Genomic DNA, 20,741 nt, shown 5'->3' with positions numbered 1-20,741 from the left:
CTCCGCCCAGCGTCTGATCACAGAAATTTATTGAGACACAGGAGAACTAGTGCTCGAGTCAAACACCTTCGATGAGCTTCGCATCGGTCTGGCCACCGCAGACGACATCCGCGGATGGTCCTACGGTGAGGTGAAGAAGCCCGAAACCATCAACTACCGCACCCTCAAGCCCGAGAAGGACGGTCTGTTCGGCGAGCAGATCTTCGGCCCTTCCCGTGACTGGGAGTGTGCATGTGGAAAGTACAAGCGCGTCCGCTTCAAGGGCATCGTGTGCGAGCGCTGCGGCGTGGAGGTCACCAAGAGCTCCGTCCGTCGTGAGCGCATGGGCCACATCGAGCTCGCCGCGCCCGTCACCCACATCTGGTACTTCAAGGGCGTGCCTTCGCGCCTCGGGTACCTGCTCGACATGGCGCCGAAGGACCTCGAGAAGGTCATCTACTTCGCCGCATACATGGTCATCTCGGTCGATGAGGATGCTCGTCACCGCGACCTGGCCACGCAGGAGAACAACATCCGCCTCGAGCTGAAGACGCTGGGAGATCGTCGCGACGCGAAGATCGCCGAGCGGATGACCAAGCTGGAGGAGGAGCTCGCGGCCCTGGAGGCCGAGGGTGCCAAGGCCGACGCCAAGAAGAAGGTGAAGGACGCTGCTGAGAAGGAGATGACCCTCACCCGCAAGGGCGCCGACGAGGCGATCGCCAAGCTCGAGCGCGTGTGGGAGGACTTCCGCACGCTCGAGGTCGGCGCACTCCGTCCTGAGGATGACGTCTTCCACGAGCTGCAGGACCGCTTCGGTCAGTACTTCGAGGCCTACATGGGCGCGGAGTCGATCCAGCGCCGCCTGGCCGCCTTCGACCTGAAGGCGGAGGCCGAGAGCCTGCACCTGCAGATCTCCGAGGGCAAGGGCCAGCGCAAGATCCGTGCGATCAAGCGTCTGAAGGTCGTCAACTCGTTCCTCGAGACCGGCATGTCCCCGGCATCCATGGTTCTGGACGTCGTCCCGGTGATCCCGCCGGAGCTGCGCCCGATGGTCCAGCTCGACGGTGGCCGCTTCGCGACCTCCGACCTGAACGACCTGTACCGCCGTGTGATCAACCGCAACAACCGTCTTCGTCGTCTGATCGACCTCGGTGCCCCCGAGATCATCGTCAACAACGAGAAGCGGATGCTGCAGGAGGCCGTCGACGCACTGTTCGACAACGGCCGCCGCGGTCGCCCGGTCACCGGTACCGGAAACCGCGCCCTGAAGTCGCTCAGCGACATGCTCAAGGGCAAGCAGGGTCGTTTCCGTCAGAACCTGCTCGGGAAGCGCGTCGACTACTCCGGCCGTTCGGTCATCGTCGTCGGCCCGCAGCTCCAGCTGCACCAGTGCGGTCTTCCCAAGACGATGGCGATCGAGCTGTTCAAGCCGTTCGTGATCAAGCGTCTGATCGACCTCGGCCACTCGCAGAACATCAAGGCTGCGAAGCGCTCCGTCGAGCGCATGCGTCCTGAGGTCTGGGATGTGCTCGAGGAGATCATCCGCGAGCGCCCTGTGCTGCTGAACCGTGCACCCACCCTGCACCGTCTCGGCATCCAGGCGTTCGAGCCGCAGCTCGTCGAGGGCAAGGCCATCCAGCTGCACCCGCTCGTCTGCGCCGCGTTCAACGCCGACTTCGATGGTGACCAGATGGCTGTGCACCTGCCGCTTTCGGTCGAGGCTCAGGCCGAGGCCCGCGTGCTGATGCTCGCGTCGAACAACATCCTGAAGCCGTCCGACGGCCGCCCGGTCACCCTGCCTTCGCAGGACATGATCATCGGTCTGCACCACCTGACGGTGGTCAAGGATGGCGCCAAGGGCGAGGGTCGTGCGTTCGGCTCGGTCTCCGAGGCGATCCTGGCCAAGGACGAGGGAACCCTCGACCTGCAGGCGAAGATCCGCATCCGCATCCCCGGTCTGTCCTTCCTCGAGGGTCAGGCTCCTGAGGGCTACGAGAAGCACGGCCTCGTCGACGCTTCGCTGGGTCAGGCGATCTTCAACGACACGCTGCCCAAGGGCTACCCGTTCGTCCGCGAGCCTGCCGACAAGGGCAAACTGTCGCAGATCGTCAACAAGCTGGCCGAGGAGTACCCCAAGGTCGAGACGGCTGCGACGCTGGACCGCATCAAGGATGCCGGTTTCTACTGGGCGACTCGCTCCGGTGTGACCGTCGCCCTGAGCGACATCCTCACTCCTCCGAACAAGAAGGAGATCGTCGCCGGCTACGAGAAGCAGGCCGCGAAGGTCCAGTCGCAGTACGAGAAGGGCCTCACGACCGACGCCGAGCGTCGTCAGGAGCTCATCAAGATCTGGACCGAGGCGACCGACGAGGTTCAGGCCGCGATGCGCGCCAACTTCCCCGAGGACAACACCATCAACCGCATGGTGTCGTCGGGTGCTCGTGGTAACTGGCTGCAGATCCGCAACATCGCGGGTATGCGTGGTCTGGTGAACAACCCCAAGGGTGAGATCATCCCGCGTCCGATCATCTCCTCGTACCGCGAGGGTCTGTCGGTGGCGGAGTACTTCATCGCGACGCACGGTACCCGTAAGGGTCTGGCCGACACCGCTCTGCGTACCGCTGACTCGGGTTACCTGACCCGTCGTCTGGTGGATGTCTCGCAGGACGTCATCATCCGCGAAGAGGACTGCGGCACGTCGAAGGGCCTCGAGCTCCCGATCGCCGCTCCGAACTCGCAGGGCGAGCTGGTCCGCGACGCGAACGTCGAGAACTCGGTGTTCGCTCGTACCCTGGCCGCTGACGTGGTGAGCGAGTCGGGCGAGGTCCTGGCCGCTGCTGGTGACGACGTGGGCGACGTGCTCATCGACAAGCTCGTCGAGCTCGGCGTCGAGACCATCAAGGTCCGTTCGGTGCTGACCTGCGACTCGGCTGTCGGCGTCTGCGCGCAGTGCTACGGCCGTTCGCTCGCGACCGGCAAGACCGTCGACATCGGCGAGGCCGTCGGCATCATCGCCGCTCAGTCGATCGGTGAGCCCGGTACCCAGCTGACGATGCGTACGTTCCACACCGGTGGTTCTGCATCGGCGGATGACATCACCCAGGGTCTGCCCCGTGTGCAGGAGCTCTTCGAGGCTCGTACGCCCAAGGGCGCGTCGCCGATCGCCGAGGCCGATGGCCGCATCACGATCGACGAGACCGACAAGGCCAAGAAGGTCATCCTCACGCCCGACAACGGTGATGAAGAGGTCGTCTACCCGGTGCTGAAGCGTGCGACGCTTCTCGTCGAGGACGGCCAGCACGTCACGGTCGGTCAGCCGCTCCTGGTCGGCACGCTGGACCCCAAGGAGGTCATGCGTGTCATGGGTGCTCGCGAGGTGCAGCGTTACCTCGTCGGCGGCGTCCAGGGCGTCTACCGTTCGCAGGGTGTGCCGATCCACGACAAGCACATCGAGGTCATCGTCCGTCAGATGCTCCGCAAGGTCACCGTCGTCGATCACGCCGACACGACCCTGCTGCCGGGTGAGATGGTCGACCTCAAGCGCTACCAGGCGATCAACCGCGAGGCTGTCGCTGAGGGCAAGCGTCCGGCCTCCGGCCGTTCGGAGCTGATGGGTATCACGAAGGCGTCGCTTGCGACCGAGTCGTGGCTGTCGGCTGCGTCGTTCCAGGAGACCACTCGCGTGCTCACCGAGGCTGCCATGCAGGGCAAGCGCGACCCGCTGGTCGGTCTCAAGGAGAACGTCATCATCGGTAAGCTCATTCCCGCCGGAACCGGTCTCTCGAAGTACCGTGACGTCACGGTCGAGGCGACCGAGGAAGCCAAGAGCGAGCGCTACCCGAACCGGATCTTCGCATCCGACGGCGCGTACGCCGAGGGCGACTTCGGCTACGTCGACTTCGACGCGTTCTCGACGGATGACGTGACCCCTGGTACGTACAACTGACCCAGGTTCGATACGAAGGCCCCGCCCCTCTTCGGAGGTGCGGGGCCTTCGTCGTCTAGTCGAACAGGTGCGCGACGATGCTCGAGGTGTACCCGCTCGGGGCGAGGTTGGAGTAGCTCGTGTCGATGAGTACGCCCTCGCGCCAGAACAGGGTGCGTCCGTCGGTCACGGGGTAGGTGTCGTTCTTCCAGGTCTTCTCGCACCGGGTGCCATCGTGGGGCGTGAAGCAGGTGAAGCCCTCGTCGTCGGCGAGCTCGTTGAGCATGTCGAGCGCCGGCCCGCGGTTCAGGTGCGAGATCGTCGTGGCGAGTGCGGTGGTGTCTGCGCGCGGGTCGCGCCAGATGCACAGCAGCGAGCCGTCGGGCTGGATGCCGGTGGCACCGACATCCGGGTCGTTCAGCGGGATGCCGTCGAGCTGAGCGAGCACGTCGTCGGACAGGAGTGCCCGGCAGTCGTCCGGGATCGGAATCGCGTCCGCCGCCGGCGTCTCGCTCGGCTCAGGCGATGCGGATGCTGCGGTCGATGGACCCGCGGACCCGGATGCCGAGCCCGACGGCGACGGCGTCGTCTGCGCGGGCGTGCACCCGACGAGTGCAAGCGCGAGCAACATGGCGGCAGCGGCCAGAGACGACATCGTGGTCCTCATGCCCACACGGTAGGGCATCCGTCGCGACCGGAGAAGGATTTCGCGGCTCCGACGCCGCCTGAAGCCCCGAGATCCTTCTCGCATACCCCAAGAAGACGCGCGCGGGAGCACGTGTAAGCGCGGGTGCGACACAATGAGTGGATGCCGCACACACCTCGCTCCGTCGTCATCGGCGACGCCCTCATCGACGAGATCCACGACTCCGGCGGAGTGCGAGAACTGGTCGGCGGCGCCGCCCTGAACGTCGCGGTCGGGCTGCGGCGTCTCGGCATCCAGAGCACCCTCATCGCGATGGTGGGCGATGACGAGGCGGGCGACCACATCCGCGAGTATCTCGCCGACCACGACGTGACGCTCGTGGAGAGTACGGCGCCGAACGGTTCGTCGCGCGCGATCGTGCGGCGTGATGCGAGCGGAGAGCCGACGTACGTGTTCAACGACGCGGCGCAGCGGCGCAGCATCCGTTACGGCGACGCGGCCAGGCAGGCGATCGGCGGCGCTGACCTCGTGGCGATCAGCTGCTTCCCCTTCGATCGGGCGGACGAGGTGGACGCTCTCGCCGAGGCCCTGGTGGGAGCGCGGGTCGCGATCGATCCGAATCCGCGCACCGGCATGCTCAGTGACCGCGCGGAGTTCGTCAGGGGATTCGAACGGGTGGCCGCGGATGCCGCGATCGTCAAAGTCGGCGCGGACGACGCGACGATCCTCTACGACGGCGACCTCGATGCGCTGCGGGCCCGGCTGCGCGACGCCGGCGCGCAGGCTGTGCTGGCGACGGCCGGCCGCGATGGGGCGGTTCTCGAGACGGATGCCGGCACCTTCACGGCACCGGTCTCCGAGCTGTCCGGCCCCATCGTCGACACGGTCGGAGCCGGGGATGCGACATTGGCGGCGGTGGCTGCCGGTCTCGTCGGCGCTCGACCTGCGACGTCCGAGGACTGGCAGGGCCTGCTCGTTCGGGCCATGGATGTCGCGGCTGCGACCTGCCGCGCCGAGGGCGGGCTGCTGCGCACTCCGGAGTCGCTTCAGGACGGGGAACGGGGCGTGCACGGCAGCTGACGGTTCGATTTCTTGCACCTGCTTCTGGCAGGTATGATTGATACTCGCGCCCCCGGTTGGCTGTACAAGCTGGACGGGTGTGCATTTGGCAAGTTACCCAAGTGGCCAAAGGGAGCTGACTGTAAATCAGCCTGCATCGCATTCGGGGGTTCGAATCCCTCACTTGCCACCAAATGAACTGAGCGTCGTCCCGCAGGGGCGGCGCTCAGTTCGTTTATCAGGTGATGCGGGATTCGGGGAGGCGTGAGCGCAGCGAACACCGGAGTCCCTCACTTGCCACCAAATGAACTGAGCGTCGTCCCGCAGGGGCGGCGCTCATTTTGTTTATCAGGAAGCTCGTGACATCCGGACCCAGTGTCCGCCACACTGAGTCCCATGGGATCAGCGTTGACCACCATCGGACTACCCGTCGCCCTCGGCATCATCATGCTGGGGCTCGGGCTCAGCCTCACACTCGCCGACTTCGCCCGCGTGCTCAAGCAGCCGAAGGCGGTGCTCATCGCCCTGGTCTGTCAGCTCCTGCTTCTGCCGGCGATCTGCTTCGGGCTCGTGCTGTTGTTCCAACTGCCGCCCGTGCTCGCGGTGGGCATGATGATGCTCGCGGCATCGCCAGGAGGGACGACGGCGAACCTCTACAGTCATCTGTTCCGCGGTGACATCGCGCTGAACATCTCGCTCACCGCCGTGAACTCCGTCATCGCCGTGATCACTCTGCCGCTGATCACGAACTTCGCGATCATGTACTTCGAGCCCTTCGACGACCAGCTCGGGCTGCAGTGGGCGAAGGCGCTCGAGGTGTTCGCGATCGTGCTGCTCCCTGTCGCCGTCGGGATGCTCATCCGGCGCTTCTGGCCGAAGTTCGCCGATGGCATGGATCGGCCGGTGCGGATCGCGAGCGTCATCATCCTCATCGTCGTGATCGCGGGTGCCGTGGCATCCAACTGGTCGCTGCTGGTCGACAACTTCGCTCAACTCTCCCTGATCACGATCCTGTTCTGTCTGATCAGCCTCGCCCTCGGATACGTCGTGCCCAGGGGCCTGAAGATCGAACGGCGTCAGGCGATCGCGACGTCGTTCGAGATCGGCATCCACAACGCCACCCTCGCGATCGTGATCGCCCAGAGCGTGCTCGGCTCGACCGAGCTCAGCCTGCCTGCCGCGGTCTACGGCGTGCTGATGTTCTTCGTCGCCTTCGGTTTCGGGTTCCTCATCCGAGACCGCAGCCGCGACCGCGCGCCCGCCGACGCCGTGACTTCATAGACTGGAGCGATGCGAGCGCTCACCGAGTCCGACGTCCGCGCGGCGTTCATCAACGCGACAGACGACGAGCTGCGGATGATCGAGATGCCGCACGACTTCCTCCTCGTCGACTGGGACTTCCACGATTTCCTGGCCTGGCGCGACCCGGCATCCAGCAAGCGCGGCTGCATCCTCGTGCAGAGCGGCGACGATGTGGTCGGCATCGTGGTGCGCGCGAGCGAACCGGGTCGCAGCCGCAACGGCATGTGCAACATCTGCCACACCATGCAGCCCGGCAACCAGGTCGCCCTCTTCGGGGCGCGCAAGGCCGGCGATGCCGGACGACGCGGGGACAGCGTCGGCACCTACATCTGCGCCGATCTGTCCTGCCACGAGAACGTCCGGCTCGCGCATCCACTCGCACCGAACGAGGTCCGCGCCGCCGGCCAGGTGGATACGCGACTGGACGGCACCCGTCGTCGTATGGAGAATTTTGTCGGTCGGGTACAACACGAAACGGACTGAGTGCACGCTCTGGATAGGCTGACGAAGTCCGCGCTTCGAAGGAGATGCCCATGAGCGATCCCATCCTGTTCTCGGTCGATGAGGGGCTCGCGCGCCTCACGCTGAACCGTCCGACCCGTCTCAATGCCTTCAACTCCGACCTGGCGCACGCGTGGCGGGATGCCACGGCCGAGGCGACCTTGCGCTCTGATGTGCGGGCCATCCTGTTGGATGCCGCGGGCCCGGCGTTCTGCGCTGGAGGGGACGTCCTCGAGATGGCGACGCTCATGACGGATGGTTCGCCGCTGACCGAGCTCGCCGGCGTCATCAACGCCGGCATCCGCGCGCTCACCGAGTCGTCGATCCCTGTGGTCGCCGCGGCGCACGGCACGACTGCCGGTGGCGGACTCGGCATCCTGCTCAGCACGGACTACGCGATCGTCGGCGGCGGTTCCAAGATCGGCAGCCTATACGCGAACATCGGACTCACCCCCGATCTGTCGGTGTCGGCGCAGCTCGCGGACGCGGTCGGCCGGCGCCGTGCGCTGCAGCTCGTCCTTCAGGACCGCCTGCTCAGCGCCGACGAGGCTCTCGAATGGGGACTCGTCGCCGAGGTCGTGACCGGTGCGGATGCCGCCGAGGAGGCTGAGCGCGTTCGTGCCCGCGCCGAGGAGGTCGCCCGGTTCTGGCTGGCCGGGGCCGCCGAGGCGTACGGGCAGGCGAAGCGCCTGGTGCGATCGCAGCCCTCGCGCACGTTCGCCGAGCAACTGGAGGAGGAGGCGCGCTCGATCGGAGCGTCGTTCGACACCCCGGATGCCAAGGCCCGCGTCGCGGCTTTCGCTGCGGCATCCGCGAAGAAGGCGCGCTGACTTACCCACAAAAGCCGTGACACCCCGGCGCGACGCGACCCTCGCATGCGAGGATGAGTGCAACGTCGGCCGAAGAGGGGATCACGATGTCAGAGGTCAATGAAACGCGGACGAAGGCGAACGCTTCGCTGCTGATCCGCGGAGCGATCTGGATCGCCATCGGCGCGCTGATCGCCGCAGCGTTGGTGTGCGTGGTGTGGGTGCTGATCGGAGATCAGGACGGCATCATCGGGCGGGCATTCCTGACGATCCTCCTGCTCGCGGCATTCGCCGGCATTGCGATCCTCGAGGCCGGTCTCGCGCCGAAGCGCCCGGATTGGCTGGCTCTGGCGAGCATGATCACCTGGATCGTGGCGCTCATCGCCGGCGCCATCAAGATCTGGCTGCCGACCGAGTACGACGAGTACACCGGCGGTGTCGGACGGTTCTTCCTGCTGCTCGTGATCATCGGCGTGCTTCAGCTCGGCCTGCTGCACGTGCGGCTGTTCACCCCGGCGGCGCAGCGTTACGTCACGACGTTCACGCGGGTCATCTACTACGTCACGATCGCGATGCTCGTGCTGCTCGTCGCGATGCTCGTGTTCTTCCTGACCTTCCCCGACACGTTCGAGTACGCCGACCTGTACTGGCGCATCGTGGTCGCGCTGGCGATCCTCACCGCCGTCGGTACGACGCTCATCCCGCTGCTGAACGCGCTGTTCGCGCCGAAGAAGCACGTGGGCCCGTTGGCGGCACAGGCCCACGGAGCATTCGCTGGCTCGGCCGTCGCAGCCCTGCCCACGGCGCCGACCGCCCAGGGGGCCCAGCAGTGGCCGACGTACGCCGATGGTGCGACGCCTTTGCCGGTGCTGCCCGACGGGTCGCCGGACTGGAACGCGTACTACACCGGCTATCCGACGCAGCAGCAGGCGCCGGCCCACAGCTACCACCCGACGCAGGAGTCGACGCCCTCATTCCCGACGGTGCCGTCGGACGGGCATGCGCAGCCGTTGGTGTCGTCGCCTGATGCGCCGATCGGTGCGGACGGGTTCCCGGTCCCGCCGGCCGGGGCGCCAGCCGCGCACGATGGCATCGCCGGCGAGACTGCTGCGCAGCCTGTGCCGGAGCCGACGTCTGAGCAGGTGCCAGTGCCCGAGCAGGCGCCAGTGCCCGAGCACGCGCCGGAGCAGCCTCCGGTTCCCCCGCAGCCCGAGGATCCGCCGACGCCGCCCGCAGTGCCCGGCGCGTTCCCTCCGCCTCCGCCGGCGCCCCGACGGTGACCGGCGAGCTGCCGCTCGCGGTCGAGCTTCAGGAACTCGCCGCCGACATCGCTCGTGAGTCCGGGGCGCTCGCGCGCGAGCGCCGTGCGGCCGGCGTCGCGCTCGCCGCGACGAAGACGACTCTGGCCGACATCGTCACCGAGGCGGATCGCGAGGTCGAGCAGCTCATCCGCTCGAGGTTGAGCGCCGAGCGCCCCGGCGACGGCTTCCTCGGCGAGGAGTCCGGTGCGGCAGTCAGCGAGACCGGGATCACCTGGATCGTCGACCCGATCGACGGCACCGTGAACTACGCGTACGGCATCCCGGCGTACAGCGTCAGCATCGCGGCCGTCCACGGCACTGGTGACCCGAACTCCTGGCACGCGCTCGCGGCCGCGGTCTACGCCCCGGCGATGGGCGAACTCTTCACGGCCTCGCGTGGCGGGGGAGCGTGGCTCGGCGCCCAGCGACTGGTCGTCAACCCGGCGAATCCTGCCGGGGCGCTCCTCGCCACCGGATTCGGATACGACCCGTCGACCCATGATGGCGACCTGGCGACCGTGCGCGAGGTCATGCCGCTCGCCCGCGACCTGCGGCGCATCGGCTCGGCGGCGCTCGACCTCGCGTACGTCGCGGCCGGCCGGCTGGATGGCTACTTCGAACGAGGCTTGAAGCCGTGGGATTTCGCCGCCGGTGCGCTCCTGGTGGAAGAAGCGGGGGGAGTCGTCACGCGGCTCGACACGGCATGCGCCCGCCCGATGATCATCGCCGCCGGACCAGAGCTGCACGCTGAGCTCGTGCGCGTTCTCGACTCGTAGATCGAGGTGCGGCGTGCATGGCGTTCCCAGGCCACTCGCGATAGTGTTTTCCCGATCGTTACCCGCGTAGCCCGATGCGCGGGATCTTGCCCCGGAAACTGACGAATTACCCGAGAGACTGTCTTGCCCTTCGATACCCCTATGGCCGAGAGTGCGCCTACGCGACGATCGAGCCGTCGCCGGACCGCGGACACCGCGACCTCGGTGAGCATCGAAGAGACCTCTCCTGCGGCCCCAGCGGACGTTCCCGTCTCGACGCTGTCGCGCCGAGAACTGCGCGAGCGCGCTCGTTCCGCGGCGACCGACATCATCATCGAGAGTGTCGTCGCCGAGTCCGAAGTCGTGGCAGAGGCTGAGGCGGTCGTCGCCGATGCCGAGGCGGTCGTCGAGGCTGAGCCTGTCGTCGAGGCTGAGCCTGTCGTCGAGCAGGAAGCTCGCTCCGACGAGGATGCGTTCTCCGCGGCATCCCGAGCATTCGCCTCCGTCGCGACGGACCCGGCCATGCGTGTCGTCGAGGCAGCGCCTCGGCAGAAGCTGCCGACCGCGGCCACCGCGATCCACACGGCACCGCGCAAGGGGCGCAAGATCGTCGCCGTCGGTGCGACGGTCGGCGTGATGGGCATCGCAGGTCTTCTTGCGGTGTCGATGACGTTCCCGGCCGAAGCGCTCGCTGCTGCGAACGGCGCTCCTTCGTCTGCGGGGATGTCGCTGGTGGCGGCATCCCAGGCCTCGTCCTCGGCCGATGCCGACGAGATCCAGGCGTACGTCGCTTCATCCGACCTGCAGAACGAGGCGATCCAGCGCTCCGACGGCTTCTCGACCGCGTCCCTGATCGATCTCGCCGGTCAGCAGGGCATCACGTACTCGAACAAGATCTACACGAACGATCCGGATGCTGCGATCCAGTGGCCGTTCATGGTGGGCGTCGGCATGAGCTACGGCTACGGCATGCGCAACGGGACCCTCCACGAGGGACTGGATCTGCTTCCTGGCGACGGTGCTCCTGTGCAGGCGATCGCGGACGGCAAGGTTCGCATCGCCACCGAGTCCGGCGGCAACTACGGCGTCACGGTGTACATCGATCACATGATCGACGGGGAGCTGATCACGAGCCACTACGCGCACATGCAGTACGGCTCGCTGCGCGTCGTCGCGGGCCAGACCGTCAAGGTCGGCGACATCATCGGCAAGGTCGGCAACACCGGTCGGTCGTACGGGGCGCACATGCACTTCGAGCTGATCGTCGACGGTTCGACCATCGATCCGCTGCCGTGGTTCAACAAGAACTCCGGCAGGTATGACGGGGTCGCCCCGGTTTCGTGAGAACGCCGAAGTGATGGTATTCTCGTGTGGTTGCCTTCACGGGTGACAACGCCCCGATAGCTCAGTGGCAGAGCACTTCCATGGTAAGGAAGGGGTCGTCAGTTCAATCCTGACTCGGGGCTCGCAGCTTCCGCTTTTCATGCGGAATGCCGTGCGGCAGGGTAGCTCAGTTGGTGAGAGCGCACGACTCATAATCGTGAGGTCGCGGGTTCAAGCCCCGCTCCTGCTACAGAATGAAACCCCCGGTGCAGCCGGGGGTTTTGTCGTTTCCGGGGCCGTCCCGTCCTTCGTCGTCCCGTCCTTCGTCGTCCCGTCCTTCGTCGTCCCGTAAGTCGCATGCGGTATCAGTTCGGTCGGTTATGAGCGCGCAAAACCGACCGAGTTGATACAGCATCGCGGGGTGCTGATCGCATCCTCGGTCGTTGAATCCGGGATCCGGGACAAGCGACGGAATCCATCACGCGTCGTCGTGACTGTGGTCCGCCGTGTCCGGCGTCGCTCGGGCCAAGTCGGCGGCTTCTTCCTCGGGGCGAGGCGCGACGTTCTCGTCGAGTTCGAGTTCCGGCACGCTCGGCTCGCCGGCATCCGGCACATGATGCGGATGCTGTTGATCATCGCTCATCGACATGGCGCGCCTCCTCTGATCCTGACCGTACTCCTCCCGGGCGCTGTCGGGCGGCCAGACGCCATGCTGCGCCCTACCGGAAGGCTCTCAGCCGCAGGCTGTTGCCGACGACGAACACGCTCGACAGGGCCATCGCGGCCCCCGCGAGCATCGGGTTCAGCATCCCGAGCGCGGCGAGCGGAATGGCGGCGACGTTGTACGCGAACGCCCAGAACAGGTTCGACTTGATCGTACCGAGCGTCTTGCGCGACAGGCGGATCGCGTCGACCGCGCTGCGCAGATCCCCCCGGACGAGTGCGATGTCGGATGCCTCGATCGCCACGTCCGTGCCCGTCCCCATCGCGAGCCCCAGGTCGGCCTGAACCAGCGCCGGGGCATCGTTCACGCCGTCGCCCACCATCGCCACCACGCGACCCTCTGACTGCAACCGTTTCACCACCTCGACCTTGTCAGCCGGCAGCACCTCCGCAATGATCTCGTCGATCCCGACCGCTGCCGCGATGTGCCGCGCGGCCGCCTCGTTGTCCCCGGTGAGCAGGATCGGCGTCAGGCCCAGCGCGCGCAGTCCGCGGATCGCCTCCGCGCTGGTCGGCTTGACCGTGTCGGACACGACGAGGATGCCGCGCGCAGCACCGTCCCACCCGGCGGCGACCACGGTCTTGCCCTCGGCTTCTGCGGCGGCCTTCGCTGCGGCGACGCGCGGCGACAACGTCAGCGCCCAGTCCGCGAGCAGAGACTCGCGTCCGACGACGACGCTGTGCCCGTCGACAACGCCCTGAACTCCGCGACCCTCGATGTTCGCGAAGCCCTCGACGACGGGCATCACGCCGGGGACGCGCGCGGCGATCGCCTGAGCGACGGGATGCTCCGACGCGTGCTCGACGGCGCCGGACAGGCGCAGCAACTCATCGGCATCCACCCCGTCTTCGGCGATCACACCTGTGAGCGCCATGCGCCCTGACGTGACTGTCCCGGTCTTGTCGAGGACGACCGTGTCGACCTTGCGCGTGGACTCGAGGATTTCCGGACCCTTGATGAGGATGCCCATCTGCGCGCCGCGGCCGGTGCCGACCAGAAGTGCGGTCGGCGTCGCCAATCCCAGTGCGCAGGGGCACGCGATCACGAGCACGGCGACGGCGGCCGTGAACGCAGCCGACACCGGGAACCCGGCGATTAGCCAGCCGACGAGTGCGGCGAGAGCGATCACGAGCACGATGGGCACGAAGACGCCCGAGATCCGGTCGGCGAGGCGCTGCACCTGGGCCTTGCCGGTCTGTGCGTCCTCCACGAGCCGGGCCATCTGCGCGAGCTGCGTGTCCGATCCGACGCGCGTCGCGCGGACCACGAGGCGGCCGCTGGCGTTCACGGTCGCTCCGGTGACGGCATCCCCTTCGCCGACCTCGACCGGAACCGACTCGCCGGTGAGCATCGAGGCGTCCACGGCCGAGTGGCCGGAGACGACGACGCCGTCGGTGGCGATCTTCTCGCCCGGACGCACGACGAACTCGTCGCCGACGCGCAACTGCTCGATCGGGATCGAGACCTCGACGCCCTTGCGCAGCACCGCAACATTCTTCGCGCCGAGGTCCAGCAGAGCCCGCAGTGCTGCGCCGGCCTGTCGCTTGGCGCGCTTCTCGAAGTAGCGTCCGGCGAGGATGAACATCGTGACGCCGGCGCCGACCTCGAGGTAGATGTTGGCGGCGCCGTCCGATCGCGACAGCGTGAACTCGAACGGATGCGTCATGCCGGGCATCCCGGCCGTGCCGAAGAACAGCGCGTACAGCGACCAGCCGAACGCGGCGAGCGTCCCCATCGAGATCAGCGTGTCCATCGTGGCGGCGCCGTGCCGCAGATTCGTCCACGCCGCACGGTGGAACGGCCACGCACCCCACACGATCACCGGAGCTGCGAGCGTCAGCGAGGCCCACTGCCAGTACGTGAACTGCAGCGCAGGGATCATCGCCATGAGGATCACCGGCACCGTCAGGATGATCGAGACGATCAGCCGCTGGCGGAGCGACGTGAGTTCGGGGTCGTCCTGCTCGTCCGCAGCTTCCGGCATCGCCGTCGGAAGCTGCGCGGAGTATCCGGCCTTCTCGACCTCTTCGATCAGCACCGCGGTGTCGAATCCGGACGGGGCGGTCACCTTCGCCTTCTCGGTCGCGTAGTTGACGGTCGCCTGGATGCCGTCGAGCTTGTTCAGCTTGCGCTCGATGCGCGTCGCGCACGAGGCGCAGGTCATGCCGCCGATCTCGAGTTCGACGCTGCTCATGGTCGCTTCTTTCTGTGCTGCTTGTCGTGTCAGGCGCGGACGGCGGAGTACCCGGCCTCGTCGACGGCCGCGAGAATCGCCGCGTCGTCGAGGGGAGCGGATGCCGTCACGACGAGCTTGCCGGTCTGCGCGCTGACCTCGATCGCGTCGACGCCGGCGACCTGACCGACCTCTTCGCGCACGGACATCTCGCAGTGGCCGCAGGTCATGCCGGTCACTTGGTATTCGGTGGTGCTCATGGTGGGTTTCCCTTCGTTCGTCAGACGCAACCATAGTACCCCCTGGGGGTATTCCCGTGGATGTTCCTGACATTGCCCCGTGCGAGGATGGCCGCATGACTCAAGCCACGGCAGACCTCTACGACGAGTTCGGCGATGACCTTCAGTCCGTGTCTACGCAGTTCCGCTCCTTCGGTGGACGCTCGGCGTTCGATGGGCCGATCCGGACGATCCGCTGCTTCGAGGACAACGCACTCGTCAAGTCGACACTCGCGACTCCGGGCGATGGCGCCGTGCTCGTGATCGACGGCAACGGCTCGCTGAACACCGCGCTCATGGGCGACATGATCGCCGAATCAGCCGCCGCGAACGGCTGGGCGGGTGTCGTCATCCACGGCGCTATCCGCGACAGCGTCGCGATCAACGCTCTCGACCTCGGCGTCAAGGCACTCGGAACCAACCCTCGCAAGAGCGCGAAGCTCGGCGCCGGCGAGATCGACATCGACCTCGAGTTCGCGGGAGTGACGTTCCGCGTCGGCAAGCGCCTGTACTCGGACGAAGACGGCATCCTCGTCGAGAGCTGATCGTCAGTGACGCCCGGCGTGGCACCCGTTCGGTCGCAGATTGTGGGGGAATGCTGCATGAATCGTGTTGCCGGCGCCGTGGCCCCGCTTCTCGCTATGGTTTCGATTCTGCTCGCAGGATGCGCCAATGGTGTCGCTTCGGCGGAGCCGTCCACCGAAGCAGCGGCACCCGAGGATCCGTCGGGCACGCCGACGCCGTCAGCCTTGTCGGTACCCGCGGTTGAGGCGAATCTGGTCGTCGACTCGGACGGCATCTCATACATCGATGCCGCGGGCACCGAGACAGTGCCGTTCGACGACCGCGACGCAGTGCTCGCTCTCCTGGAACAAGCCACGGGGGAGCTGCCCGCCCCGGAGCCGATCGAGCCGCCGACCGGCTACGACATGCAGCTGGAGCGCTACAGCTGGGACGGCCTGTGGGTCACAGCCGACGTCGATCATGAGATGCCGGTGCGCATTGCGGTGGTCGGCGCTCAGGTCGACGGCATCCCGATCGCCACGGAAGACGGACTCGCCGTCGGCTCGACTCGCGACGAGGTGCTGGCTGCCGATGGCTGGGCGCTTGTATTCGAGGAGGATCAGGCGACGGCGACGCAGCTAGGAGTCGGCGGGCGGGAAGTGCCGGGCACGAAGTCGCTCTCCAATCCGGGATCCGTGGGAATCGTATACGTCTTGTTCACGCTCGAGGGCGACGAAGTGAAGCAGTTCTATGCGCCATCGGATGACTTCAGCGATCTCTGAGTCTCGGGCCTCCTGACCCGACCCGCTGCTACCCGACGGCCGCGGTCACCAGGATCGGGCGGTGGTCGCTCGACCGCTGCGGCAGCGTCTGGATGCTGTCGATCGTGAAGCCGTCGGATGTCGCGAAGTCGTAGTGCCCCTTGAACACCCGGTACCGGGTGTACGTGCGCTCGTCGCTGAGCGTCAGCGTGTAGCCGTGATCGCGGACGGTCTGCCCCAGATTCTCCTTGAACACGGGGTAGTTGTAGTCGCCGACCATCAGTACCGGCAGTCCCGGTCCCATCGTCTCGAGCTCGGTGAGAGCGGCACGGATCTGGTTGCGGCGCAACGAGTTCAACGCGGTCAACGGTGCTGCGTGGAACGACGCGACGATGAACTCCTGCCCGTTGTCGATGTCCTGCAGCCGCACGCCGAGCACCCGCTCATGCGCCGGCTTGAGCATCCGGTCGTGCAGTGACTTCTTCAGCCCGATCGTGCGGATGTCCTGCAGGCGGAACAGGTTGGTCCGGTAGTACAGCGCGAGCCCGAGCCGGTTGCCCTGGGTGGCATCCGCGAGCGCCAGTCCGCTGATCTCGTTCGGCAGATCCGCCACGTCGCACTCCTGCAGGCACAGCAGATCCGGCTCGTGCAGGTCGACGAGCTCCTCGAGCTCGGTAGCCGCACGATGCTTTCGCAGGTTGTAGGAGATGACCTTCATCATCGCCACGCTACTGCGCTCACCTGAGTCGCGGGTGTCGAAACCGTGAACGACTCCGGTTCGGCTACTCGGAATCGCGTCGCGCGCGCGTCTGCTCGGCGCGCGCAGCCAGCAGTTCGTCGGCGGGGTAACCGACCTCGGTCAACGTCAACCCGCGGGCGGCGAGCACTTTGAACTCGCTCGTGCGCCGCAGCGCATCGCGCAGCACGACGAGATCGCCCACGTCGAGACGCTGCTCGCCGACAGCCGCACAGGCCCCGACGAGCGCGCGCACCATGCTGTGGCAGAAGGCGTCGGCCTTGACCTCGGCGACGAGCACGCCGTCGGCATCCCGCGCCCACCGATAGTCGAGGAGCGTCCTGATCGTCGTCGCATCGTCGCGGGCCTTGCAGTACGCCGCGAAGTCGTGCAGACCGATGAGGGACTGCGCCGCGGCATCCATCGCCTCGACATTGAGCGATCCGCGGATGCTGGTGGTATCGAGCCTGCGCGCCGGATCGAAGCCGGCCACCTCGTCGGCGAGCCGGTACCGATAACGTCGCCAGACTGCCGAGAACCGCGCGTCGAAGCCCTCGGGAGCGAGCGACGTCCGGTGCACCGTGACGTCGGGGTAGGCGCCGAGCACCCCGCGCATCCGAGCGGCGACGGAGCCGGCCGGGTCGGTCGACGCTCGGCCATGACGGGTGAGCACGCGCGCCCACTGCGCATCGTCCAGGTCGACGTGAGCGACCTGGCCGGAGGCGTGCACGCCGGCATCCGTTCGGCCCGCGACGACGAACTGCACATCCGACCCGACGATCCGCGCGAGGGCCGCCTCGAGCGTGCCCTGCACCGTACGAAGGCCGGGCTGCTTGGCCCACCCGCGGAAGTGCGTGCCGTCGTAGGCGATGTCCAGGCGGATTCTCACGTGCCCAGCCTAAACTGGAGCTTTGACTTCGCCCGGTTGCGAGCCGCGGCACGACTTCGGACATTTTATGCAGAACCAGACGACACTCACGCGATTCGCTGGCCTCGACGGCCTGCGCGCGGTCGCCGTCACCCTTGTGGTCGTCTACCACCTGTTCCCCGGGCTGCCGATGGTCGGCGGGTTCGTCGGCGTCGACGTGTTCTTCGTGATCAGCGGGTTCCTGATCACGTCGCTGCTGCTTCGGCCGTCACGGCTGGGGCGCCTCGCTTCGCCTCGTCGCCTCATCGACTTCTGGCGGCGGCGCGCGCGACGGTTGCTGCCTGCGCTCGCCGTGGTCGTCACCGTCTGCGCGACGGCCGCGTGGATGCTGGGCGGCGACCTGCTCGTCGGCATGGGCCGCCAGGTGCTGGGGGCTGCGACCTTCAGTTACAACTGGCTCGCGGTTGCCGACGGCACCGACTACTTCGCCGCGACCGCTCCCGAGCTGTTCCGCAACTTCTGGTCGCTGGCCGTCGAGGAACAGTTCTACGTCGTGTGGCCGCTGCTGCTTCCGCTCGTGCTGCTGATCCCCGGACGCTGGGCTCGGGTCGCGCTCGTGGTCGTCGCCGGCGGTGGATCCGCGTGGTGGATGGCACAGCTGGTCGCCGGCGGAGACGTCACCCGCGCGTACTTCGGTACCGATGCGCACGCGTTCGGGCTCTTGATCGGCATCGCGCTGGCGCTCGCCGTCGCGAACATGCCGCAGAAGGAATGGATGCTGTCGCGGACCGTCAAGTCGGCGTCGCTGCTCATCGGGTTGCTCGGACTCGCCGCGATCGTCGTCGCCGCGCTGATGCCGGAGACTTCGGATGCCGTGACGTTCCCCGGCACCCTGCTGCTTGCGAGTGTCGGCTCGGTGACCGCGATCTTCGCCGGGGTGTGGCCCGGATCCTGGTTCGGCCGCGCGCTCGACGTGCAACCGCTGAAGTGGATCGGCGATCGCTCGTACGGCATCTACCTCTGGCACTGGCCGGTGCTCGTGCTCGTGCTCGTCGGCACACAGGGCTTCGGACCGGAGGCCGGGGTGCCGGTATGGGCCGGCGCGTCGGCGCTCGTGCTCGCCGTCGGTGCATCCGCGGTGTCGTACCGGTTCGTGGAGGCGCCGTTCCGCAAGTACGGGTTCCGGCATGCGATGCGCGGCCTCGGGCGACGGATCGCCGGACGGCCGATGAGCAAGGTCGCAGGTATCGCCGCGCTGACGATCGCCCTGGTGGCGATCGGCGGCACCGCAGCGGCGATCGTGAACGCCCCGCATTCGACCACTGCTGCCGCGGCGATCGACCGCGGCGAAGACGCGCTGAACACCGCGGACGAGAAGGCGAAGCCGACCCCGAAGCCGACTCCGCAGGAAGCCGTCATCCCGGAGGGCACCGAGATCACGGCGGTCGGCGACTCCGTGATGCTGGCATCCGCTCCCTCCCTGCTCGAAGAGTTCCCGGGCATCGAGGTGGATGCAGAGGTCTCGAGGTCGATCTGGGCAGGTCCCGACATCCTGCAGCACCTTGAGGACAACGGCCAGCTGCGGCAGAACGTCGTCGTCGGACTCGGCACGAACGGACCGGTCGACTGGGGCGTGCTCGAGCAGATGTCCAAGATCGCGGGTCCTGACCGCAACCTCATCCTCGTCAACGCTCATGCCCCTCGTGAGTGGATCCCCGGCGTCAATTCGGACATCGAGAAGTTCGCGGATCGGCATCGGCGCGTCTGGGTCGCGGACTGGTCCGGCGACATCGCGCCCCATGAGGATCTGCTCGCCGGTGACGGCATCCACCCCGGCAAGGCCGGGGGAGACGTGTTCGCCGGTTCCGTGGAGACCGCGCTCGAGCAGATCGACAAGGACCGCGCCCGGGCCGAGAAGGACTTCGCGAAGGCGCCGACCGGTCGCGCCCCGCGCATCCCGTTCCCGGAGTAGGCCCGCATTTGGCCCCCGCCCCGGGATGCCGTAAGCTATCACTTTGGTACTCGACTGCCGAGTGCCGCGAACGTGAGCCCTCCACTGGCGTGTTCGAGTCACTAGACGAAGAACCACCCCGGAGTGGGATTCACGAACCTCTCCGTTCGATCAAGAAAGCAGCACTATTGTGACGCGCACTTACACTCCGAAGGCCTCGACGGTCCAGCGTGACTGGATCGTCATCGACGCCACTGATGTCGTTCTCGGCCGCCTGGCCTCGCACACCGCAGCGATCCTGCGCGGCAAGCACAAGCCGACCTTCGCAAACCACGTCGACACCGGCGACTTCGTCGTCATCATCAACGCCGAGAAGGTCGCCCTGACCGGCCAGAAGCTCCAGAAGAAGATGGCTTACCGCCACTCGGGCTACCCGGGCGGCCTCACGGCTGTCTCGTACGCCGAGCTTCTCGAGAAGAACCCTGTCCGCGCTGTCGAGAAGGCCGTCCGCGGCATGCTCCCCAAGAACAGCCTGGGCCGTCAGCAGCTGACGAAGCTCAAGGTGTACGTCGGTGCCGAGCACCCGCACGCCGCTCAGCAGCCGAAGCTGCACACCCTCGACCAGGTCGCCCAGTAAGCGCCGCAACGACTAAGGACATACTCGTGGCTGACATCGAATCCACCGAAACCCCTCAGAACTACTCGACCTCCAGCCCGGAGGCTGTGGCAACCGAGACGGCTCCCCGTCCCGTGCTGAACGTCTCCGGCGCTGCCGTCGGTCGCCGCAAGCAGGCCATCGCCCGCGTGCGCGTGGTCCCCGGTTCGGGCACCATCACGGTCAACGGCCGTACGCTCGAGGACTACTTCCCGAACAAGCTGCACCAGCAGCTGATCAACGACCCGTTCAAGGTCCTGAACCTCGAGGGCGCGTACGACGTGATCGCACGCATCTCGGGTGGCGGCGACTCGGGCCAGGCCGGCGCGCTGCGTCTCGGCATCGCCCGTGCGCTCAACGGCATCGACGTGGAGAACAACCGCGCGACGCTGAAGAAGGCCGGCTTCCTCTCTCGTGACGCTCGCGTCATCGAGCGCAAGAAGGCTGGTCTCAAGAAGGCCCGCAAGGCGCCTCAGTACTCGAAGCGCTAA

The 20,741-nt window shown here is 67.0% G+C and carries 19 protein-coding genes and 3 tRNA genes; 16 read left to right on the top strand and 6 right to left on the bottom strand.

Translation table 11 applies throughout. The features are described from left to right. Positions 1–49 precede the first annotated feature (49 nt). Positions 50–3,925 (top strand): DNA-directed RNA polymerase subunit beta', encoded by a 3,876-nt coding sequence (gene rpoC / locus LQZ87_RS00245; RefSeq protein ID WP_230101440.1) that lies wholly within the window; start codon positions 50–52, stop codon positions 3,923–3,925. 55 nt (positions 3,926–3,980) lie between these two features. Here rpoC and LQZ87_RS00240 read toward each other — a convergent pair whose 3' ends face one another. Beyond that, a complete protein-coding gene (locus LQZ87_RS00240; protein WP_230101439.1) occupies positions 3,981–4,571 on the bottom strand; it encodes a hypothetical protein in 591 nt (196 codons plus the stop codon). Positions 4,572–4,712: 141 nt separating this feature from the next. On the opposite strand from LQZ87_RS00240, the gene LQZ87_RS00235 reads away from it, so the two are divergent. The 10 genes from LQZ87_RS00235 to LQZ87_RS00190 all read left to right on the top strand — a co-directional run bounded on the left by LQZ87_RS00235 (position 4,713) and on the right by LQZ87_RS00190 (position 11,850). Beyond that, positions 4,713–5,630 (top strand): PfkB family carbohydrate kinase, encoded by a 918-nt coding sequence (locus LQZ87_RS00235; protein WP_230101438.1) that lies wholly within the window; start codon positions 4,713–4,715, stop codon positions 5,628–5,630. An 87-nt stretch (positions 5,631–5,717) separates the two neighbouring features. Further along, positions 5,718–5,802, top strand: a tRNA-Tyr gene (locus LQZ87_RS00230). 203 nt (positions 5,803–6,005) lie between these two features. Then, positions 6,006–6,890 carry a bile acid:sodium symporter family protein gene (locus LQZ87_RS00225; RefSeq protein ID WP_230101437.1) on the top strand — a complete coding sequence of 295 codons (885 nt, stop codon included), beginning with the start codon at positions 6,006–6,008 and terminating at the stop codon, positions 6,888–6,890. A gap of 9 nt (positions 6,891–6,899) precedes the next feature. After that, positions 6,900–7,394, top strand: a complete 495-nt coding sequence (locus LQZ87_RS00220) for an FBP domain-containing protein (protein ID WP_230101436.1) — start codon at positions 6,900–6,902, stop codon at positions 7,392–7,394. Between the two features lie 50 nt (positions 7,395–7,444). Further along, positions 7,445–8,242: an enoyl-CoA hydratase/isomerase family protein gene (locus LQZ87_RS00215; protein WP_230101435.1), complete on the top strand. Its 798-nt coding sequence runs from the start codon at positions 7,445–7,447 to the stop codon at positions 8,240–8,242. Positions 8,243–8,295: 53 nt separating this feature from the next. Beyond that, positions 8,296–9,501 (top strand): hypothetical protein, encoded by a 1,206-nt coding sequence (locus LQZ87_RS00210; protein ID WP_230101434.1) that lies wholly within the window; start codon positions 8,296–8,298, stop codon positions 9,499–9,501. A gap of 8 nt (positions 9,502–9,509) precedes the next feature. Then, positions 9,510–10,298: an inositol monophosphatase family protein gene (locus LQZ87_RS00205; protein ID WP_230101911.1), complete on the top strand. Its 789-nt coding sequence runs from the start codon at positions 9,510–9,512 to the stop codon at positions 10,296–10,298. 204 nt (positions 10,299–10,502) lie between these two features. Further along, a complete protein-coding gene (locus LQZ87_RS00200) occupies positions 10,503–11,621 on the top strand; it encodes a M23 family metallopeptidase (RefSeq protein ID WP_230101433.1) in 1,119 nt (372 codons plus the stop codon). Between the two features lie 50 nt (positions 11,622–11,671). After that, a tRNA-Thr gene (locus LQZ87_RS00195) sits at positions 11,672–11,743 on the top strand. A 33-nt stretch (positions 11,744–11,776) separates the two neighbouring features. Then, positions 11,777–11,850, top strand: a tRNA-Met gene (locus tag LQZ87_RS00190). A 228-nt stretch (positions 11,851–12,078) separates the two neighbouring features. Here the strand turns inward: LQZ87_RS00190 and LQZ87_RS00185 are convergent. The 3 genes from LQZ87_RS00185 to LQZ87_RS00175 form a co-directional block, all read right to left on the bottom strand. Beyond that, entirely contained in the window at positions 12,079–12,249 is a 171-nt protein-coding gene (locus LQZ87_RS00185; protein WP_230101432.1) for a hypothetical protein, read from the bottom strand. 70 nt (positions 12,250–12,319) lie between these two features. Next, complete coding sequence (locus tag LQZ87_RS00180; RefSeq protein ID WP_230101431.1) at positions 12,320–14,518, bottom strand: heavy metal translocating P-type ATPase; 2,199 nt, start codon at positions 14,516–14,518, stop codon at positions 12,320–12,322. 29 nt (positions 14,519–14,547) lie between these two features. Further along, positions 14,548–14,757, bottom strand: coding sequence for a heavy-metal-associated domain-containing protein (locus LQZ87_RS00175; protein ID WP_230101430.1), 210 nt, complete (start codon positions 14,755–14,757; stop codon positions 14,548–14,550). Between the two features lie 95 nt (positions 14,758–14,852). Here LQZ87_RS00175 and rraA point away from each other — a divergent pair, with 95 nt between their 5' ends. Together rraA and LQZ87_RS00165 are read left to right on the top strand one after the other, a co-directional pair. Further along, a complete protein-coding gene (rraA, locus tag LQZ87_RS00170) occupies positions 14,853–15,320 on the top strand; it encodes a ribonuclease E activity regulator RraA (RefSeq protein ID WP_230101429.1) in 468 nt (155 codons plus the stop codon). Positions 15,321–15,377: 57 nt separating this feature from the next. Beyond that, complete coding sequence (locus LQZ87_RS00165) at positions 15,378–16,061, top strand: hypothetical protein (RefSeq protein WP_230101428.1); 684 nt, start codon at positions 15,378–15,380, stop codon at positions 16,059–16,061. 28 nt (positions 16,062–16,089) lie between these two features. On the opposite strand, the gene LQZ87_RS00160 is transcribed toward LQZ87_RS00165, so the two are convergent. Beyond that, a complete protein-coding gene (locus LQZ87_RS00160) occupies positions 16,090–16,758 on the bottom strand; it encodes an endonuclease/exonuclease/phosphatase family protein (protein ID WP_230101427.1) in 669 nt (222 codons plus the stop codon). A 64-nt stretch (positions 16,759–16,822) separates the two neighbouring features. Beyond that, the gene (truA, locus tag LQZ87_RS00155) at positions 16,823–17,665 is read right to left on the bottom strand and encodes a tRNA pseudouridine(38-40) synthase TruA (RefSeq protein ID WP_230101426.1); all 843 of its coding nucleotides are present in this window, start codon (positions 17,663–17,665) and stop codon (positions 16,823–16,825) included. Positions 17,666–17,687: 22 nt separating this feature from the next. On the opposite strand from truA, the gene LQZ87_RS00150 reads away from it, so the two are divergent. The 3 genes from LQZ87_RS00150 (at position 17,688) to rpsI (ending at position 20,741) form a co-directional block, all read left to right on the top strand. After that, positions 17,688–19,616 carry an acyltransferase family protein gene (locus LQZ87_RS00150; protein WP_230101425.1) on the top strand — a complete coding sequence of 643 codons (1,929 nt, stop codon included), beginning with the start codon at positions 17,688–17,690 and terminating at the stop codon, positions 19,614–19,616. A gap of 169 nt (positions 19,617–19,785) precedes the next feature. Continuing rightward, positions 19,786–20,232 carry a 50S ribosomal protein L13 gene (gene rplM / locus LQZ87_RS00145; protein WP_230101424.1) on the top strand — a complete coding sequence of 149 codons (447 nt, stop codon included), beginning with the start codon at positions 19,786–19,788 and terminating at the stop codon, positions 20,230–20,232. 26 nt (positions 20,233–20,258) lie between these two features. Next, positions 20,259–20,741 (top strand): 30S ribosomal protein S9, encoded by a 483-nt coding sequence (rpsI, locus tag LQZ87_RS00140; protein WP_290368232.1) that lies wholly within the window; start codon positions 20,259–20,261, stop codon positions 20,739–20,741.

The organism is Microbacterium sp. Bi121 (assembly GCF_918698005.1).
Taxonomy (GTDB): domain Bacteria; phylum Actinomycetota; class Actinomycetes; order Actinomycetales; family Microbacteriaceae; genus Microbacterium.
The sequence above is the reverse complement of the archived record's forward strand: the minus strand, read 5'-3'. Positions and strand labels throughout refer to the sequence as shown.

Coding starts and splice junctions, on each gene's coding strand:
- LQZ87_RS00240 (WP_230101439.1), bottom strand. CDS start 4,571: ATGAGGACCACGATGTCGTCTCTGGCCGCTGCCGCCATGTTGCTCGCG.
- LQZ87_RS00235 (WP_230101438.1), top strand. CDS start 4,713: ATGCCGCACACACCTCGCTCCGTCGTCATCGGCGACGCCCTCATCGAC.
- LQZ87_RS00225 (WP_230101437.1), top strand. CDS start 6,006: ATGGGATCAGCGTTGACCACCATCGGACTACCCGTCGCCCTCGGCATC.
- LQZ87_RS00220 (WP_230101436.1), top strand. CDS start 6,900: ATGCGAGCGCTCACCGAGTCCGACGTCCGCGCGGCGTTCATCAACGCG.
- LQZ87_RS00215 (WP_230101435.1), top strand. CDS start 7,445: ATGAGCGATCCCATCCTGTTCTCGGTCGATGAGGGGCTCGCGCGCCTC.
- LQZ87_RS00210 (WP_230101434.1), top strand. CDS start 8,296: ATGAGTGCAACGTCGGCCGAAGAGGGGATCACGATGTCAGAGGTCAAT.
- LQZ87_RS00185 (WP_230101432.1), bottom strand. CDS start 12,249: ATGTCGATGAGCGATGATCAACAGCATCCGCATCATGTGCCGGATGCC.
- LQZ87_RS00180 (WP_230101431.1), bottom strand. CDS start 14,518: ATGAGCAGCGTCGAACTCGAGATCGGCGGCATGACCTGCGCCTCGTGC.
- LQZ87_RS00175 (WP_230101430.1), bottom strand. CDS start 14,757: ATGAGCACCACCGAATACCAAGTGACCGGCATGACCTGCGGCCACTGC.
- rraA (WP_230101429.1), top strand. CDS start 14,853: ATGACTCAAGCCACGGCAGACCTCTACGACGAGTTCGGCGATGACCTT.
- LQZ87_RS00165 (WP_230101428.1), top strand. CDS start 15,378: ATGAATCGTGTTGCCGGCGCCGTGGCCCCGCTTCTCGCTATGGTTTCG.
- LQZ87_RS00160 (WP_230101427.1), bottom strand. CDS start 16,758: ATGAAGGTCATCTCCTACAACCTGCGAAAGCATCGTGCGGCTACCGAG.